Raw genomic sequence first — 19,499 nt, forward strand, 5'->3', positions numbered from 1 at the left:
ATTAAAAAGCTAAATTTGCATTATATCTAACTTTTTAAAAAATAATCTTGAAAAAATATTTTCGAAAACTAGAAAGCATAATTGCTTTGGCTCAATCTATATTGACACCAAAGCAATTTATTTTTTTATCAAGTGTTCTGGTTGGTATATCGTGTGCACTGGCTGTAATCGTTTTAAAGACTTTTGCACACAGCGTCTTTTCATTTGCTACATACATAAACGGAATATTAAAAATTAGTTTCATCAACAGTATCCTTCCTATAATTGGTATTTTACTGACTGTTTTTGTCGTAAAAAAAGTCTTAAACGGAAGTATTCAAAAAGGTACTTCTCAAATTTTATATGCTGTTGCAAAAAAAGCAAGTATCATTCCGAAAAAGCAGATGTATGCTCAAATTGTCACCAGCTCGTTAACTGTTGGCCTCGGAGGATCTGCAGGTTTAGAAAGCCCTATAGTTATTACGGGTGCTGCTTTTGGCTCTAATTATGCTCAAAATTATAAACTTCCATATAAAGATCGAACATTACTCATCGGTTGCGGGGTTGCAGCAGGAATTTCGGCTGCTTTTAACGCACCAATTGCTGGTGTTCTTTTTGCTATAGAAGTTTTACTTGTAGATGTGAGCATATCAGCTTTTACTCCTATTATGATTTCTGCTGCTACGGGTGCCTTGGTTTCGGCTATTTTGTTAGACGAGACAATACTTCTTTCCTTCAAAACACAGCAAACATTTGATTATCATAATATTCCTTTTTATATAATTTTAGGCGTATTAACTGGTTTAGTCGCGATTTATTATGCTCGAAATTTTCAAAAAACAGAACATTATTTTTCACATTTAAAAATGAGTCCTTACAAAAAAGCACTATTTGGCGCTTCATTATTGGCTTTACTCATTTTTATTTTTCCAACACTATTTGGGGAGGGATACGAAAGCATCAAAACCTTGTCTGAGAGTGACCCCGGCAAGTTATTAGAAAACACTCTTTTTAGCCGCTACCAAAACAACAGTTGGGTATTGCTTATATTTGTGGGACTTACCATGATGGTAAAAGTCTTTGCTTCCGGACTTACTCTTGGCAGTGGAGGAAACGGCGGAAACTTTGCTCCTGCTCTATTTTTAGGTTCGTATTTAGGATACTTTTTTTCTAAATTAGTCAACATGACAGGGCTTGCCAATTTGCCTGTAAGTAATTTTACTATGGTTGGAATGGCAGGAATTTTAAGCGGATTATTTCATGCTCCATTAACCGCCATCTTCTTAATTGCTGAAATAACAGGAGGTTACGGATTAATGATTCCGCTAATGATTATTTCATCTATTAGTTTTGCTATTTCAAAAAGATTTGAAAAACATTCTTTAGATGTAAAAGGACTCGCGAAAAAAGGGCACGCCTTTACCAGCAATAAAGATTCTAATATTCTTTCGACTTTGGATATTGATACTATCATCCAAACCGATTATTTAACAGTTGCTCCGGAAGAAAGTCTGAGCAAATTGGTAGATCTTATTTCACATTCTAATCAGGTTGTTTTTGCTGTTATAAATAATGAAAAGGATCTTCTGGGCATCGTTCATTTTAATGATATTAGAGAAATTATATTCAATTCATACAGAGTAAAATATACTTTGATAAAGGATGTTATGAAAACTCCACCAGCCACGATTTACTCTTATGACAACATGGAAATTGTGATGAGTAAATTCGAAAAATCTAAATCGGCTTTTATTCCGGTACTTCGCAACGACAAATATTTCGGCTTTATTTCTAAATCTATAGCTCTGGAAGCCTACAGAACCAAATTACGTTCTATGACCATTGAATAATCCTTAATATCGGATAGGTTTATTATTTGGTTTATCCGATATTAAGAACTGCATTTGTTTTGTAATGTGGAACATAGACCTAACATACATAACTGATTTTCAATCGACTTTTGAAAGATTGTACCAAAAAAGGCAAGATTTGCAAAATAGCAGACCATTGCCCAATATTGCTTTGAATAAAATTCACGAGAGTTTATCATTAGAATGGACCTACAATTCAAACAGTATCGAAGGAAACAGTATGAGTCTACGCGAAACCCAAATGGTCATTCAGGAAGGTATTACCATCAAAGGAAAATCGCTTCGAGAACATTTCGAAACCCATAATCACGACAAAGCCATAGACTATCTTTATGCTATTGTCGATGAACATTACAAACTCCGAAGTATCGATATTCTTTCGATTCACGGATTGGTTTTACGTTCTATCGAAGATGATTTTGCAGGACGATTACGCAATGGTGGTGTTCGTATTTCCGGAGCAAATTTTATGCCTCCAAATGCGAATAAAGTTTCGGATTATTTAGACGAATTAATTGATTTTATTAACACAAATCCACTAGATTTAAATGATATCGAGCTAGCAACTATTCTTCATCATAAACTGGTTTGGATACACCCTTTTTTTGATGGCAACGGGCGTACAGTTCGTTTAAGCATGAATTTATTATTGATGCGTTGCGGTTTTCCTCCTGCCATTATCCTTAAAAATGATATAAAAAATACTACGAAGCGCTCAATCAGGCCAACAATGGGAATTATCAAAAATTAATTCTTTTGATGTGTCAGGCTTTAGAACGTACGCTTAATATTTATCTGAATGCGATGCCGGATAGCGACAATAACTTTCAAAAAATAGCTGATATCGTAAGCGAACCCGAAACTCCATACGGACAAGAATATGTTAGTTTATTAACCTGTACTGGAAAGATAGACGCTTATAAGGAAGGTCGAAATTGGTACACCACCAAAGAAGCCATCGAAGAATATATGCTTAACTGAAAAAGAAAACGCTAACTTAGGTTGGCGTTTTTTGTTACTAATTGTAACATAAACTTTTGCACTCAAGCATCAAAAGAATAAATCAAAATGGTAACTTTGCTTTTTGCTCAAATTTATGTTAGAAAAAGACAATACCATTGAAGTTCTTGGCGCAAGAGTTCATAATCTAAAAAATATCGATATTTCTATTCCGCGTGAGAAACTAGTAGTCATTACTGGTTTATCAGGTTCTGGAAAATCATCTTTGGCATTTGACACGATTTATGCCGAAGGACAGCGTCGTTATGTGGAAACTTTTTCGGCCTATGCCAGACAATTTTTGGGCGGTTTGGAACGTCCCGATGTTGACAAAATCGATGGGCTTTCGCCTGTGATTGCGATCGAACAAAAAACGACCAGTAAAAGTCCACGTTCGACCGTGGGAACTATTACTGAAATTTATGATTTCCTACGATTACTTTACGCTCGTGGCGCCGACGCATACAGTTATAATACCGGCGAAAAAATGGTATCGTATTCTGATGAGCAAATTAAAGAGTTGATTCTTCATGATTTTAATGGCAAACGAATCAATATTCTGGCCCCGGTTATTAAGGCCAGAAAAGGTCATTATGCCGAACTTTTTCAGCAAATTACCAAACAAGGTTTCTTAAAAGTGCGCGTAAATGGAGAAGTACAAGATTTGGTTTCAGGAATGAAACTTGACCGTTATAAAACCCATGACATTGAAATTGTCGTAGACAGAATGCTTATCGAAGACAATGACGACAACCAAAAAAGACTGGCTGAAAGTATCAATACCGCCATGCATCATGGAGAAAATGTATTGATGATTTTGGATCAGGATACCAATGAAGTACGCTATTTTAGTAGAAATTTAATGTGTCCTTCAACTGGAATTTCGTATCAAAATCCTGAGCCCAATTTATTTTCTTTCAACTCACCAAAAGGAGCTTGTCAACATTGTAACGGATTGGGAACGGTTCACGAAATCAATGTTCAAAAAATTATTCCGAATCCAAAATTATCGATAAAAAGTGGCGGATTTGCTCCGCTTGGAGAATACAAATCATCGTGGATCTTTAAACAATTGGAAGTTATTGGAGAAAAATTTGGTTTTAAAATAACAGACCCGATTGAGAAAATTCCAGAAGAAGCCATGCAAATGATTTTACATGGTGGAAAAGATAAATTTACCGTAAATTCTAAAGATTTAGGCATTACGCGTGATTATAAAATAGACTTTGAAGGAATCTCTAATTTCATAAAAAATCAATATGACGAAAGCGCTTCGACAACCATAAAACGCTGGGCAAAAGATTTCATGGACGAGATCAACTGTCCGGTTTGTGATGGTTCTCGTTTGAAAAAAGAAGCGCAGTTTTTTAGAGTAAATGAAAAAAACATCACCGAATTGTGTGATATGGATATTTCTGATTTGACAGCCTGGTTTCAAGATCTTAACACACATTTATCAGACAAACAGCTTTTGATTGCTTCTGAAGTGGTAAAAGAAATCAAGGATCGTTTGAACTTCCTGATGAATGTAGGTTTGAATTATTTGGCTTTAAGCCGAAGTTCAAAATCGCTTTCGGGTGGTGAGGCACAGCGTATTCGTCTGGCCACACAAATTGGTTCGCAATTGGTAGGTGTTTTATATATTTTGGATGAGCCAAGTATTGGTTTACACCAAAGAGACAATGAAAAATTGATTCATTCTTTGGAGCAATTGCGTGACATAGGCAACTCTGTAATTGTGGTAGAGCACGACAAAGATATGATTGAGCGCGCCGATTATGTTATAGATATTGGCCCAAAAGCTGGTAAATATGGTGGCGAAATCATTAGTATCGGAACGCCAGCAGAAACTTTAAAATCAAATACCATTACCGCTCAATATTTGAACGGAACAATGAAATTGGAGATTCCGAAAGAAAGACGCAAAGGCAATGGAAAGTTTATGAAACTTACCGGAGCAACCGGAAACAATCTGAAAAATGTTTCGATCGAATTGCCTCTAGGACAATTAATTTGTGTTACGGGAGTTTCTGGCAGCGGAAAATCGACTTTGATAAACGAGACCCTCTACCCTATTTTGAACGCGTATTATTTTAATGGTGTCAAAAAACCACAGCCTTATAAAAAAATTGAAGGTTTAGAACATATTGATAAAGTTATTGATATTGACCAAAGTCCGATTGGGAGAACACCTCGATCGAATCCTGCCACATATACAGAAGTTTTTACCGAAATTAGAAACTTGTTTACCATGACTTCAGAAAGTATGATTCGCGGTTACAAAGCGGGTCGTTTTAGCTTTAATGTAAAAGGCGGGCGCTGCGAAACCTGCGAAGGATCCGGTGTGAGAACCATTGAAATGAACTTTCTTCCCGATGTTTATGTAGAATGCGAAACCTGTCAGGGAAAACGTTTTAACAGAGAAACTTTAGAAATTCGATACAAAGGAAAATCTATCTCGGATGTTTTGAATATGACGGTGGATGAGGCGGTTCCGTTTTTTGAAAATATTCCGAAGATTTATCGAAAAGTAAAAACGATTCAGGATGTTGGTTTGGGATATATCACACTTGGGCAGCAAAGTACAACGCTTTCTGGCGGTGAGGCACAACGCATCAAATTGGCAGGAGAATTGTCTAAAAAAGATACTGGAAATACGTTTTATATTTTGGATGAACCTACTACGGGATTGCATTTTGAAGACATTCGTGTTTTGATGGATGTAATTAATAAACTGGTAGACAAAGGCAATACCATCTTGGTGATTGAACATAATATGGATGTCATAAAACTTGCTGATTATATTATCGATATTGGTCCTGAAGGTGGAAAAGGCGGCGGAGAATTGATCGCAAAAGGAACTCCAGAAGAAGTGGCGAAAAGCAAGAAGAGCCACACGGCGAAATTCTTGAAAAAAGAATTGGAATAAAAAATTTCACCATAAAATCTTTGACAAAGTTTGATATCCAAAGTTACTCTGCGCATTTTTGTCATACCGAGGTACTAGGGATCTCCATAAGTAGCTCGACAAAGGTGATGATTTTGATTAATGAGTTTTTTGCGGAGACCATATTTTTGGCATCACAAAAATGAGGATACAAAACCGTAAGATATCAATTCTTGAGTACACTATTTCTTAAACCTAGCACATTTTTATATTTTAACAAATCAAAATGACCTTTTTATCCGTTGAGGCGATCCGTTTTTATAAAAATTCATTACGATTTGATAATGAATCAAAAGCCTAAAATATATTTTAACAAACGTTACATTTAAATTAATAAATGTTCATTTTTGTGGCAATTCTTAAAAAAAGTACTAATTTAGCTAGCCGTTTTTGTTAAAGATTATTTGATTTTGACAAAGGTTAATATAAAATCTATGAATCTAAAAGAAAAATTTAGTAACGTTGACCAATATTTTTCTCCTAAAATAATTGATGAAGTAAACGATCAATATATTAAAGTTGCAAAAATAAAAGGTCAGGAAGTTCCGTGGCACAATCACGAAAATGAAGATGAATTATTTTATATCGTCGACGGTGAACTCTTGATGGAAATTGAAAACGAATCCTCATTTACCATGAAAAAAGGTGATTTATTTGTGGTCAAAAAAGGCGTAAATCATAGGGTTTCATCGGTTGAGGAATGTTCTATAATGCTTATCGAATCTAAAACTACAGAACATACCGGAAAAGTTAAAAGCAACATTACGAAGTCAATTGAAGAACAAACGTATTAATAAAAGAATCTTCGTTTTGTAGAACCAAATTTCTTTTGAAAACTACTGCCCTAGCCCTGATGGGAACGGCATCCTTTTGTGGTGGGGTTCACCACAAAAGATATAGTGTCCAGCAGGAAATAGCTCCTTCCTTTAACTATGCTTAGGATGACAATTTTAAAACACACAGCTAGAAATAAAAATATAAATAATTAAAATATCTAAAATGAGATTAGAAGATTTTGATAACGATGAGGATAAGGTAATTCAGGATCGTTTGAAACAAAAAACGTGGAATGAGATTAGAACCAATGACAGCTGGGCGATTTTTAAAATCATGGCCGAGTTTGTAAACGGTTATGAAAGTATGGGGCGTATTGGCCCATGTGTATCAATTTTTGGTTCGGCAAGAACAAAACCAGAGGACAAATACTATTTGTTGGCTGAAAAAATTGCTTATAAAATCAGCAAAGCTGGTTATGGCGTGATTACGGGCGGTGGCCCAGGAATTATGGAAGCTGGAAATAAAGGCGCTCATTTGGGTGGCGGAATTTCCGTTGGATTGAATATTGAATTGCCTTTTGAACAGCATTTTAACCCGTATATCGATCACGATAAAAACCTGAATTTTGACTACTTTTTTGTTAGAAAAGTAATGTTTGTAAAGTATTCGCAAGGTTTTGTAGTAATGCCGGGAGGCTTTGGAACTTTGGACGAAATGTTTGAAGCGATAACGTTGATTCAGACGAAAAAAATTGGAAAATTCCCTATTATTTTGGTTGGAGTTGAATTCTGGTCCGGGCTAATTGATTGGGTAAAAACGGTTTTGGTCGAAAAAATGCAAACCGTAAGTCCAGATGATTTAAACTTATTTAAGATCGTTGACACTGAAGATGAAGTAGTTGATGTCTTGGATAAATTCTACAAGAAATATGATTTGAGTCCGAATTTCTAGGTTTTTTTAACCGCAAAGGAAGCAAAGATTTTTATAACCTAAAATTTACAAAGTTCGCAAAGCAAACACCGCTTTGCGAACTTTCGTTTTATAAAACCTTTGTCTAAATACTTTGCGTCCTTTGCGGTTAAAAATTCATTTTTTATATTATTTTTACAAAAAACCAAAACTAATTTATGAACGTAAATTTAGTATCACCATCTTTTTATAACCAAAATTGAAATCATTTTATAAAATTATTCTTTTTGCCCTCGTTTTATTGAGCTCTTTAAAACAGTATGCACAGCATCATTCTAAAATGGAGGTTGCGGTAAATTTTGAGCTTAAAACATTAAATATACAACAAGACATCACGTTTTATAATGATTCAAATGATTCTTTGAAAACTATTGTTTTGAATGATTGGAATAATGCGTATTCGGGTAAAAACACGCCGCTCGCAAAACGCTTTTCGGATGAATTTTATAAAGGTTTTCATCTTGCTAATGAAAAAGAACGTGGCAATACCACCATTTTGAATGTTTCCGGCGAAGGAAATACTACCCTTGAGTGGGAAAGAACCGAGCAAAACCCTGATATTATAACCATACAACTAAATCAAAAATTACTTCCTAAACAAAAAGTAGCACTACATTTAAACTACATTGTAAAAATTCCGAGTGACAAATTTACACGTTATGGCTACACGGCAAGCGGCGGAATGATCTTAAAAAACTGGTTTCTAAGCCCTGCACGCTTTGACAATCATCAATTTGTAAAATACAACAATCTCAACATTGATGATAGTGCGAATGCCATCACAGATTATGATGTTGAGATAAAAATCCCGAATCTGTATTCAATAACAACCGACCTTAATTTGGTCTCTAAGCAAGAAATAAATGACTCTTTTGCTTCTTATTTTTTTAGTGGAAAAAACAGAACCGATTTTAGCCTTTTTATCGAAAAACAAAATAGCTTTAAAAGCTACGAAAACAACTCGCTGGAAGTGGTCACGAATATGAAAAGTAAGAAACTCAGTGAGATTCAGAAAGCTATTATTATCAACAGAGCGGTTTCTTTTGTGAGTGCTTTTATTGGTAAATATCCTCACGAAAAAATTACTGTTTCACAAATTGATTATGAACGAAATCAGTTTTATGGCCTGAACCAATTACCCTCATTTATAAGTCCGTTTTCTGATGAATTTGTTTTTGAAATTACTTTTTTTAAGACTTATCTCAATACCTATTTGAGAAACACTTTACGTCTAGACCCCAGAAAAGATAATTGGTTGTATGATGGAATTCAGATTTATACCATGATGAAATACATGGAAGAAAATCATTTGAACCAAAAGATGCTGGGAAGCCTCTCTGATCTAAAAATCTTAAAAAGCTATAATATTGTCAATCTCACTTTTAATGAGCAATACAGTTATTATTATATGCTGATGGCGAGAAAAAACCTCGATCAGCCACTTGGCAATCCAAAAAATAGTCTGATAAAATTTAACGAGCAAATTGCAAGTAAATATCGTGCAGGCCTTAGTTTTAGTTATCTTGACAATTACCTCAATCATGACATTGTCAACAAAAGCATTCAGGAATTTTATGATTTAAATCAAAATTCGCAAACGACTAGATTTGATTTTGAGAAAATTGTGACTCAAAACAGCCCCAATAATATCGATTGGTTTTTTAGCACTATTATCAATTCCAGAGACCTCATCGATTATAAATTTTCGAATGTTTCGAGAAACAAAGACAGTATTCAGTTTTCATTAAAAAACAAAACAGGACATTACGCTCCGATTCCGATATACGGAATCCAAAAAAATCAAGTAGTTTTTAAGCAATGGATTGAGCCCAAAACTAAAGATTCTATTTATACTTTAGAAAGAAAAAATGCTGATAAAATAGTTTTGAATTACGAGAACGAAGTTCCCGAATACAACTTAAGAAACAACTGGAAATCCCTCAAAAATTTAGCGATTACAGATCGACCTATAAAATTTAATTTTGCCAAAGACCTCGAAGATCCTTACTACAATCAAATTTTGTACATCCCAACGCTTACCTACAATTTGTACGATGGTTTCTCGCCTGGAATTCGTTTTCATAACAAAACCATTCTCGACAAGCCTTTCAATTTTGATATCAATCCTTCGTATTCGCTAAATGCCAGAACCATTTCGAGTTCTTCGGCCTTTTCATTCATCCAAAATTTTAGAAATAGCCGTCTTTATAATGTAAAATATTCTATCAGTGAGAATTACTTTCATTACGCACCCGATGCTACTTATCTAAAACTGAATACGATGATTCAGCTACGCATTAGGGAAAATGATTTTAGAGATAACCACAGGCAACTGATCATGTTGCGTCACGTAGGCGTGAATCGAGAAAAAAGTGCTTTCATAACTGATAATTCGCAACCAAATTACTCGATTTTTAATGCCCGCTATTACAATACCAAATCAGAAATGATTGATCATTTTAATTTCATGACCGATGTTCAGTTTTCGGGCAGCTTTGGAAAAATTGCTGCAGAAACAGAGTTCAGACATTTATTTGAGAACAATCATCAGCTGAATTTACGGGTATATGCAGGAAGTTTTCTTTATAACAAAACCAATTCTGACTATTACAGTTTTGGATTAGACAGGCCAAAAGATTATTTGTTTGATTATAATCTTTTCGGGAGATCAGAGACTACGGGGTTTTACAGTCAGCAGTTTGTCATGGCCGAAGGAGGTTTTAAATCAAAATTACAACCTGCTTATGCCAATCAATGGATGGCGACTTTTAATGCCAGTTATTCTATCTGGAATTGGATTGAAGCGTATGGAGACGTTGGTTTCCTGAAAAGTAAATCTCAAAAAGAGTCTTTTGTATACGATAGTGGCATCCGATTAAACTTGGTTCCGGACTATTTCGAGCTCTATTTTCCTGTCTATTCTAATAATGGTTGGGAAATTTCGCAAAATAAATACAACGAAAAAATACGATTTGTGGTCACTTTTTCTCCTAAAACATTAGTCAATCTTTTTACCCGAAAATGGTTCTAATTGAATAAATTTTAAATAAAAACATGAATTATTATTATTTAAAAGCAAATTATAATAATAATAATTTAAAAAAAGAAGCCTATTTTTAGTGTTTACTTGCAAATAATTAAATTATATTTATTTTAATGAATTATGATTATTGATACTTTTTAAGTATTTTTGCAGCACAACATAACCCATTCCAGATTATGATTAAAGAAAAAAACAATACTACATTAACTTTTGAGGATTTTAAAACAGAAGTATTAAACGACTACAAAATTGCAGTAACAAGCCGTGAGTGTAGTCTTTTGGGACGTAAAGAAGTATTGACAGGAAAAGCCAAATTTGGAATATTTGGTGACGGAAAAGAAGTGCCGCAGCTTGCTATGGCAAAGGCTTTTAAAAACGGAGATTTCCGCTCTGGTTACTATCGTGACCAAACTTTTATGATGGCGATTGGCGAACTTACACCTAAGCAATTTTTTGCAGGTTTATACGGTCACACCGATTTAAATTTTGATCCAATGTCTGCCGGAAGACAGATGGGCGGCCACTTTGTAACGCATAGTTTAAACGAAGATGGTTCTTGGAAAGACTTAACAAAACAAAAAAATTCAAGCTCAGATATATCTCCAACTGCTGGACAAATGCCAAGATTATTGGGATTGGCGCAGGCATCCAAAATTTACAGAAATGTTGAAGGAATCACCACCAAAGACAAATTTTCTGTAAACGGAAACGAAATTGCCTGGGGAACCATAGGAAACGCCAGTACTTCTGAAGGGTTATTTTTTGAAACCATCAATGCTGCCGGAGTACTACAAGTGCCAATGGTAATGAGTGTATGGGATGATGAGTACGGTATTTCGGTTCACGCCAAACATCAAACCACTAAAGAAAATATTTCTGAAATACTAAAAGGATACCAACGCGATGAAGACTCAAACGGGTATGACATTTTTAGAGTAAAAGGCTGGGATTATGCCGAGTTGGTCTCTACTTACGAGAGAGCAGCTGCCATTGCACGTGAGCAGCATGTGCCAGTATTAATTCACGTCAATGAGTTAACACAGCCCCAAGGGCACTCGACTTCGGGCTCACACGAACGTTACAAAAACAGCGACAGACTGGCTTGGGAGAGAGATTTTGATTGTATCCGTCAGATGCGTTTGTGGATGATCGCCATCAATATTGCATCTCCGGAAGAATTGGCTGAAATTGATTTTCAGTTAAAGAAAGAAGTTCTCGAAGCTAAAAAAGAAGCATGGGATTCATTCATCAATCCGATTATTGAAGACCAAAAAGAACTTATTGTTTTATTAGAACAAATTTCGGCGGCAAGCCTTAATCATAAAGATAAAATTCAAAATTATATCTCTGAAATCAAAGCCATCAAAGCACCTTTAAAAAAGGAAATGCTTACGATTGCCAGAAAGATATTGCGTTTTATCGAAGTACCGAATAGTAAAGTCCTATTATCCAACTGGATCACCAATTATATTGCTATAACACAACCAAGATTTAGCAGTCATTTACATTCTGACTCTGATAAAAATGTTTTTTCGGTACAAAAAGTACTTCCTCAATATGCCGAAAATGCAAAACCGGATCTGGATGGACGTATGATCTTGCGTGACAACTTTGATGCTTTGTTTACCAAATATCCAGAAACTCTGATTTTTGGTGAGGATGTCGGCAACATTGGCGATGTCAACCAAGGTTTAGAGGGGATGCAGGAAAAGTACGGTGAATTACGCGTTGCCGATGTCGGTATTCGTGAAGCCACAATAATTGGTCAGGGAATCGGAATGGCCTTGAGAGGTTTGCGTCCGATTGCTGAGATTCAATATCTGGATTATTTGCTATATGCGATTCAAATAATGAGTGATGACTTGGCCACTTTACAATACAGAACCGTTGGAAAACAAAAAGCGCCGCTAATCATCAGAACCCGAGGACACCGTCTTGAAGGCATCTGGCATTCAGGTTCTCCTATGGGAATGATCATCAACGCTCTTCGTGGTATCCATGTTTTGGTACCCCGAGACATGACACAGGCCGCAGGTTTTTACAATACTTTACTAGAATGTGACGAACCCGCTTTGGTAATCGAATGTTTGAATGGGTACCGTTTGAAAGAAAAAACACCTTTGAATTTTGGTGAATTCAAAACGCCAATTGGTGTGGTAGAAACCCTAAAAGAAGGCGCAGATATTACGCTTGTTTCTTATGGTTCGACCTTGAGATTGGTACAGCAGGCTGCAACAGAATTGCTAGATTTAGGAATAGATTGCGAGGTCATCGACATCCAGTCTTTGCTTCCTTTTGACATCAATAAAGATATTGTAAAAAGTATCGCAAAGACCAACCGTCTTCTCGTAATCGACGAAGATGTTCCTGGTGGGGCTTCGGCCTTTATTTTACAACAAATTTTAGAAGAGCAGGATGCTTACAAACACTTAGACAGCAAGCCGCAGACGTTAACTGCAAAAGCGCACAGACCTGCTTATGGTACAGATGGCGACTATTTTTCTAAACCTTCTGCCGAAGATATTTTCGAGAAAGTATACGACATGATGCACGAAGCAAATCCTTCTAAATTCCCTGATTTGTACTAAGAATTTATTCGGTTTTAAATATAAAAACAACCATGATTTAGCGCACGCAAACACCGATGAGTTTTTCACGCGACGTGAAAATATTGCGTAAATTAGATGTCTAAAAAAACATTTACGATTATGGAAACAGTTCAATTCGAACAGCTTATTTCTGTAGGATGCGGAATAGATGTTCATAAAGACATTATAGTTGCGACGATTCGCAAGAGTAATAAAGATTATCAAACCAAAAGCTTTAACGCTTTTACGAGTTCATTGATAGATTTAAGAGATTGGTGTAAATCAGAAGGAGTTACCCATATCGCGATGGAAAGTACCGGAATCTATTGGAAGCCTTTATTTAATATTCTGGAAGAGGATTTTGAAATCATCTTAGTTAATGCTCGTCACATCAAGAATGTTCCTGGGCATAAAACAGATAAGAAGGACAGTGTATGGATTAGTAAATTACTATTGAGTGGATTACTCAAAGGCAGCTTTATTCCACCGGTGGAGATACGTGAATTACGTGATCTAATTCGATACAGAAAGAAAAAAACACAATTCATTGCCTCGGAGAAAAACAGGATGATCAAGTTCTTAGAAGATTGTAATATTAAATTAAGCAGTGTTGTTTCTGATACTCAAGGAGCAAGTGCAACAAAAATGATCAACGATATTATTGATGGTAAAGACGATGTTGTAAGTTTGCTGACCCATGCCCATGGCAGGATTAAAGCCAGTAAGGAGGATATTGCAAAAGCCTTAACAGGGAGAATAACCCCTCACCATCGTTTTATGTTAAAAATGATTCGAGAAACCATCGATGAAAATGAAAAACTAATTAACAAATTAGATCAACAAATCGACTTAAGTATTGAAAAATATGAAATAGAATTACAGCTTTTGCAAACTATTGATGGTGTGGGACGCGATACAGCAATTACTATTATTAGTGAAATTGGCACCGATATGAGTCGATTCCCAACCGAACATCATTTAGCCTCCTGGTCTGGATTAAGTCCTGGAACTAATGAAAGTGCGGGTAAAAAAAAAGCACCCGAGTCATCCACGGAAACAAATACATCCAATCCACTTTAGTTGAAGCAGCATGGGGAGCAACTAGGAAAAAGGACGGCTACTTAAAAGGATTCTATCAACGATTGTTACTTAAAAAAGGAAGTAAAAAAGCATTGATGGCAGTAGGTCATAAAATTATCAAAGCAACGTATCATATTCTAAAAAATAAGGAAGAATACAGAGAACCATTGTTGCAGATAGAAAAAATAAAAGAAAGAAATAAACAAAAAAACGTTCAAAAATTTGTTACCCAATTAGCTGGACTGGGATTTAAGGTAAGACTAACCCCATCAGCATAAAGATAAATACAAGCTCGCCAGTTTTAATAGAACTATAAATCTGTGATAAAAACTGAGTATGAACTGGATAAGCACAAACACTTGTCGCAAAGAAATGTAGCAATACAAATCAGAAGCACGAATATGAAAATTTACATTTTCTTATCCTTTTATAATAAAAACAAAGAGATTAAACGTCTATAATTAAACAAATACCAATTATTGAAAGACTTCGAAATACCGAATCAAAAGACTAGAATTAAATTTTTAGCGGGTTTTTACTGGAGTCAAAAAAAATAAAACACATATGAAAAGCTCCAACATTCTGGAGCTTTTTTGCGTTTTATCCATAAAGATTGGTCATTCCGAGAAACGAAACAACCCTACTAATCTGATTTAGCAAATGAGATAGCTTCGTTCCTAACAAAGACAGCATTCGTATCAACTAATTTTTAAAGTTGAATTTATGGAAGCTATTTCCCGCTATTCGCTCCAATCTTTTATGCCGAACACCGGCACAAAAGGATTTCCACTTCTATCGGGGCTAGGGTACTCGTTTTTCAGAAGAAAACTTATTCTGAACAATTTAGACTCCTAAAATAGCTCTTGCTTTCTCTAAATCTTCAGCCGTATCAATTCCAATTCCGACATGCGTAGTTTCTACCATTTTGATTCTTTTTCCAAATTCTAAATAGCGAAGTTGTTCTAATTTCTCAGAAGCTTCGAGCGATTTCATTGGTAAACTATAAAAATCTAAAAGTGCTTGTTTTCGAAAAGCATAAATCCCAATATGCTGAAAATAGCGCACGCCCACATCCTTATCTCTTGGATACGGAATTACAGAACGCGAAAAATACAGCGCAAACTGCGACTGATCTACCACCACCTTTACATTATTTGGATTATTAATCTCGTCTTCATCCATGATTTCGCGCATCAAAGAAGCCAAATCTATTTTCCTTTCTTCATCATTTCTAAAAACCGACAACACTTGTTCTAATGGTCCTGCCTCTGTAAAAGGTTCGTCTCCCTGCACATTTACCACAATATCTACATCCAAACTTGCTACAGCCTCTGCAATTCGGTCGCTGCCAGACTCATGTTCTTTAACGCTCATAATGGCTTTTCCTCCATTCGAAACTATTTCATTAAAAATCAAATCTGAGTCGGTTACTACAAATACATCATCAAACAAGTTGGTTGCCACCGAGGCTTCATACGTTCTCAATATTACCGTTTTTCCACCTAAATCCTGCATCAATTTGGCAGGAAAACGTGTAGATGCGTAACGTGCCGGAATAACTGCTATTATTTTCATTTATTGCTATTGCTAATTCTTATTGAATATTACTAAAATTGAATTCTAATTACATTTTTTCTAAAAATCTAAATTTTGGAAATTAAATATTATTTAGATTTTAATTTTTTCTCTTTGCTAAAAATACTATAGTTTGGTTTTTCTATAATTAATTGTAGCTAAAATGATGTTCGCTTTTATTTTTCATTTACAAACTTATAATAAACAGTTTAAATTTCAACTTTAACTTATTCATTTATGTCATCCAAATAATCCCTTCAACACTAAAGTATAAGCAAATATAAAGTATTATCGAAACAGTATTAATGTAAATCTATAACTTAATAATCTGGGAGTAGATTAGTTAAAAATATTATTTTCAAATTACTAACTTTCATAATATAAAAAGATAAAGTTAAGACTTGACATTAATAATTCTATTGATAATTTTTTTTTTAATTTCTACTGTACCTTTTAATAATAAGAATGATACATCAAAAATGACAATATATAGAACAATTCTTGTTTATTTATTATTTTAAACAGTTTTTATTTATTTTTACTTAAAATCACTCACTTTGTTACATTAATTAACCCTACTTGATTTATAAATTTAATAACCCCAAAAAACCATGAAAAAACAAAAAAAATCACTAATTCAGTTAATTTTATTCTTATTTGCAATTACGACTGCAAAATCACAAGACTTGAATCTAAAAATTATGTCTTTTAATATCCAACAACCTTTTGGAACAAATTGGGACAATAGAAAATCAAATGTAGCTTCTATTTTTAATGTTACACAAGCAGATGTTATTGGTACACAAGAAGCTGTCAATTACCAACGTGATTATATTGCCCAACAAACAGGTTATGCATGGTATGGTATAGCTCGTGATGGCGGTGACAATGGAGAGGGATCGTGGATTTTCTATAAAGCAGATAAATACTCGTTAGATAGTTCAAATTCAGGAAGTTTTTGGATGTCAACTACGCCAAATGTTCCTTCCCGATTTGAAGGTGATTATAATCGTATTTGTACTTATGTCCATTTGATAGAAAAGTCTTCAGGGAAAAGCTTCTACATTTTTAATTCACATTTTCCTACTCCAGATTTACCTAATGCACGTCTAAAAAGCGCTAAACTACTCACAGAAAAAATAGCAAACAGAGCCATTAAATCTGATCCAGTATATGTCACTGGAGATTTTAATTCTACCGAAGGAGATGCAGTTACAATATGGATGAAAAATGGTTCCGACAATGCTATTAAATTTCGCGATACTTATAGAGATGTTTATCCTACTGGAAATGTAAATACTGGTTTTGGTACCAAGTTTGATTATATTTACTGTCCTACTGATTCAAAATACAATTCGTTAACATCATGGGTTATTAGTAGCCCTGTTGCTTCAGATCATTATCCAATAGCAGCAACAGTTCGATATAATAACTCTACAACACCCCCAATTCCTGCTACACAAATAATTCCAGGTAAAATTGAAGCTGAGAATTATTCTAATTCATTTGGTATTCAATTAGAAAACACAACAGATATCGGACAAGGTCAGAATGTAGGATATCTTGATTTGAATGATTGGTTAGAATATAAAGTGGATGTAGCTAGTGCATCTAAATATACTTTTGATTTAAGATATGCGAGCAACAGTGAAAGTGGTAAAATTAACGTTTTAATTGATGGCGTTTATTATCAATCGACAGATTTACCAATCACTAATGGATGGCAAACATGGCAGACAATAACTAAAAATATAGACTTACCAGCTGGATTACACACAATAAAGATTGAAGTAGTAAAAGGTGGTTTCAACTTAAATTGGTTTAATTTTTCATCTCAAACACCCTCTGGTTTGTCTATACCTGGTAAAATTGAAGCGGAAAATTACTCTATGACCTTTGGTACTCAGTTAGAGAATACTACCGATACGGGAGGAGGACAAAATGTTGGTTATTTTGATGTAAATGATATATTAGAATACAATGTCACAGTATCCAATACTGGAAATTATAACTTTGACATTAGGATAGCAAGTTTAGAAAAAAGTGGACGTTTAAATCTTTTGGTAGATAATAATTATCAAAAGTCAATAGATCTTCCTATTACTGGGGGATGGCAAAATTGGCAAACCTCAAGTACTACTGTTAATTTAACTCAAGGAAATCATAAATTAAAATTTGAGATAGTAAAAGATGGATTTAATTTAAATTGGTTCAATTTCTCTAATAATGGTACTTCTAAAACCAGTTCTAGTAAAAATATAGTTATGGAAGAGTCGGATTCAAATACCTTTTATCCAAACCCTGCAAAAGATTTTATTTATTTTAATAACGAATATGATTGGATTGTGTACTCTAATGCTGGTTCAAAAGTATTGTCAGGGCGTTCACAATTAGTAAATGTGAGTTCACTTAACTCTGGAATTTACATTGTAGAATTTAATGGCAAAAGAAAAAAACTACTTATTAATTAAATGTATTTCATCTATCAATAGAGAATACAAAAAATACTTACACCTATTTTATTCAAGAAATAAGTGTAAGTATTTTGTTTTTTTGAAATAGCATTTCACTATTACAAGCACTATCCTAAATTTATTTTTATTATTTTAGTTGAAACAAAAATATTATGTTATTAAAAAAATGTGTTTTAGATAAAATTATAATTCCTTTATTTTAATTTTAAAATTCCTCAAGTCTTTTTATTTATACAATAAATACAAACGTTGTTAAGATACTTTCTTCTAACAAATCCTCACCGAAGTCATACTCAAAGAACCTGCTAATAATTTATCATTAAACAAATTTAGCTCTTCTGATTTTTCTTTTAAACCCAAAGTGTACAACAAAGGCAAATAATGTTCGGGAGTCGGAATCGCCAATTGAATCGCCTTATTCATTTTTTCGAAATCAATCAAAGGCTGAAAATTACCATCCAAAAGATAATTATTAATTGTTTCGCGCGCTTCAATTGCCCAATCGTAACCGTAATTATCTTTGTCAAAATTTTGAAAATCAACTAGGCGTAAATTGTGTACAATATTGCCGCTTCCGATAATCAAAACCCCTTTACGTCGTAAGGACTGCAACTTCTGAGCCAGTTCATAATGATATTGCCCCGACTTAGTATAATCAATGCTTAATTGAATCACAGGCACATTGGCTTCTGGATACAAATGTTTGATTACACTCCAAGCACCGTGATCCAAGCCCCAATACTCATCCAAATCGATGCTCACGGGCTCTAATATTGCATGTACTTCCTGAGCCAATTCGGGACTTCCTTTTGCGGGATATTGCACATCAAAAAGTGCTTGCGGAAAACCACCAAAATCATGAATCGTTCTTGGCATTTGCATAGCAGTAACTTTGGTTCCGTTTGTAAACCAATGTGCCGAAATACACAAAATAGCATTAGGTTGTGGCAAAGTTTTAGCCAAATTACGAAAACCAGTCACAAACTGATTCTCCTCAATTGCATTCATTGGGCTGCCGTGTCCTAAAAACAGCACCGGCATTTTATCAGTATTCGAAAACGTTGATGAAATCGAATGTAAATCGTTTAGTGTTGTCATTGCTAAAAAATATTATTTTGCCACAGATTAAAAGGATTAAAAAATATTTTTCTAAAAATTCATCTAATTCTATTTATAATAAATCTGTAGGAATCATTT

Annotated in this window: 11 protein-coding genes and 1 pseudogene; 10 read left to right on the plus strand and 2 right to left on the minus strand. The window is 34.5% G+C overall.

Features of this window, described 5'->3' with window-relative positions; translation table 11 throughout:
* Nucleotides 1-44: 44 nt before the first annotated feature.
* The 9 genes and pseudogenes from J3495_RS01725 (at nucleotide 45) to J3495_RS01765 (ending at nucleotide 14,531) form a co-directional block, all read left to right on the plus strand.
* A complete protein-coding gene (locus tag J3495_RS01725) occupies nucleotides 45-1,829 on the plus strand; it encodes a chloride channel protein (protein WP_210665006.1) in 1,785 nt (594 codons plus the stop codon).
* A gap of 64 nt (nucleotides 1,830-1,893) precedes the next feature.
* A pseudogene (locus J3495_RS01730) lies at nucleotides 1,894-2,831 on the plus strand (Fic family protein).
* Between the two features lie 115 nt (nucleotides 2,832-2,946).
* Nucleotides 2,947-5,778, plus strand: coding sequence for an excinuclease ABC subunit UvrA (uvrA, locus tag J3495_RS01735; RefSeq protein ID WP_210664840.1), 2,832 nt, complete (start codon nucleotides 2,947-2,949; stop codon nucleotides 5,776-5,778).
* A gap of 452 nt (nucleotides 5,779-6,230) precedes the next feature.
* On the plus strand, nucleotides 6,231-6,590 hold the full coding sequence (locus J3495_RS01740; protein WP_210664841.1) for a cupin domain-containing protein: 360 nt from the start codon (nucleotides 6,231-6,233) through the stop codon (nucleotides 6,588-6,590).
* Between the two features lie 205 nt (nucleotides 6,591-6,795).
* Nucleotides 6,796-7,524: an LOG family protein gene (locus J3495_RS01745; RefSeq protein ID WP_210664842.1), complete on the plus strand. Its 729-nt coding sequence runs from the start codon at nucleotides 6,796-6,798 to the stop codon at nucleotides 7,522-7,524.
* Between the two features lie 298 nt (nucleotides 7,525-7,822).
* Nucleotides 7,823-10,573 carry an aminopeptidase gene (locus J3495_RS01750; RefSeq protein ID WP_210665007.1) on the plus strand — a complete coding sequence of 917 codons (2,751 nt, stop codon included), beginning with the start codon at nucleotides 7,823-7,825 and terminating at the stop codon, nucleotides 10,571-10,573.
* A gap of 188 nt (nucleotides 10,574-10,761) precedes the next feature.
* Entirely contained in the window at nucleotides 10,762-13,173 is a 2,412-nt protein-coding gene (locus tag J3495_RS01755; protein ID WP_210664843.1) for an alpha-ketoacid dehydrogenase subunit alpha/beta, read from the plus strand.
* A 120-nt stretch (nucleotides 13,174-13,293) separates the two neighbouring features.
* Nucleotides 13,294-14,253, plus strand: a complete 960-nt coding sequence (locus tag J3495_RS01760; RefSeq protein WP_210664844.1) for an IS110 family RNA-guided transposase — start codon at nucleotides 13,294-13,296, stop codon at nucleotides 14,251-14,253.
* A 95-nt stretch (nucleotides 14,254-14,348) separates the two neighbouring features.
* Nucleotides 14,349-14,531, plus strand: coding sequence for a hypothetical protein (locus J3495_RS01765; RefSeq protein ID WP_210664845.1), 183 nt, complete (start codon nucleotides 14,349-14,351; stop codon nucleotides 14,529-14,531).
* Nucleotides 14,532-15,096: 565 nt separating this feature from the next.
* Here J3495_RS01765 and kdsB read toward each other — a convergent pair.
* Complete coding sequence (gene kdsB / locus J3495_RS01770) at nucleotides 15,097-15,828, minus strand: 3-deoxy-manno-octulosonate cytidylyltransferase (protein WP_210664846.1); 732 nt, start codon at nucleotides 15,826-15,828, stop codon at nucleotides 15,097-15,099.
* Nucleotides 15,829-16,529: 701 nt separating this feature from the next.
* Between kdsB and J3495_RS01775 the strand changes: the two genes are divergently transcribed.
* Nucleotides 16,530-18,299, plus strand: coding sequence for a carbohydrate-binding protein (locus J3495_RS01775; protein WP_210664847.1), 1,770 nt, complete (start codon nucleotides 16,530-16,532; stop codon nucleotides 18,297-18,299).
* A gap of 270 nt (nucleotides 18,300-18,569) precedes the next feature.
* Here J3495_RS01775 and ygiD read toward each other — a convergent pair whose 3' ends face one another.
* The gene (gene ygiD / locus J3495_RS01780) at nucleotides 18,570-19,400 is read right to left on the minus strand and encodes a 4,5-DOPA-extradiol-dioxygenase (RefSeq protein WP_210664848.1); all 831 of its coding nucleotides are present in this window, start codon (nucleotides 19,398-19,400) and stop codon (nucleotides 18,570-18,572) included.
* Between the last annotated feature and the right edge of the window lie 99 nt (nucleotides 19,401-19,499).

It is taken from the genome of Flavobacterium geliluteum (genome assembly GCF_017948595.1).
GTDB lineage: Bacteria > Bacteroidota > Bacteroidia > Flavobacteriales > Flavobacteriaceae > Flavobacterium > Flavobacterium flavipigmentatum.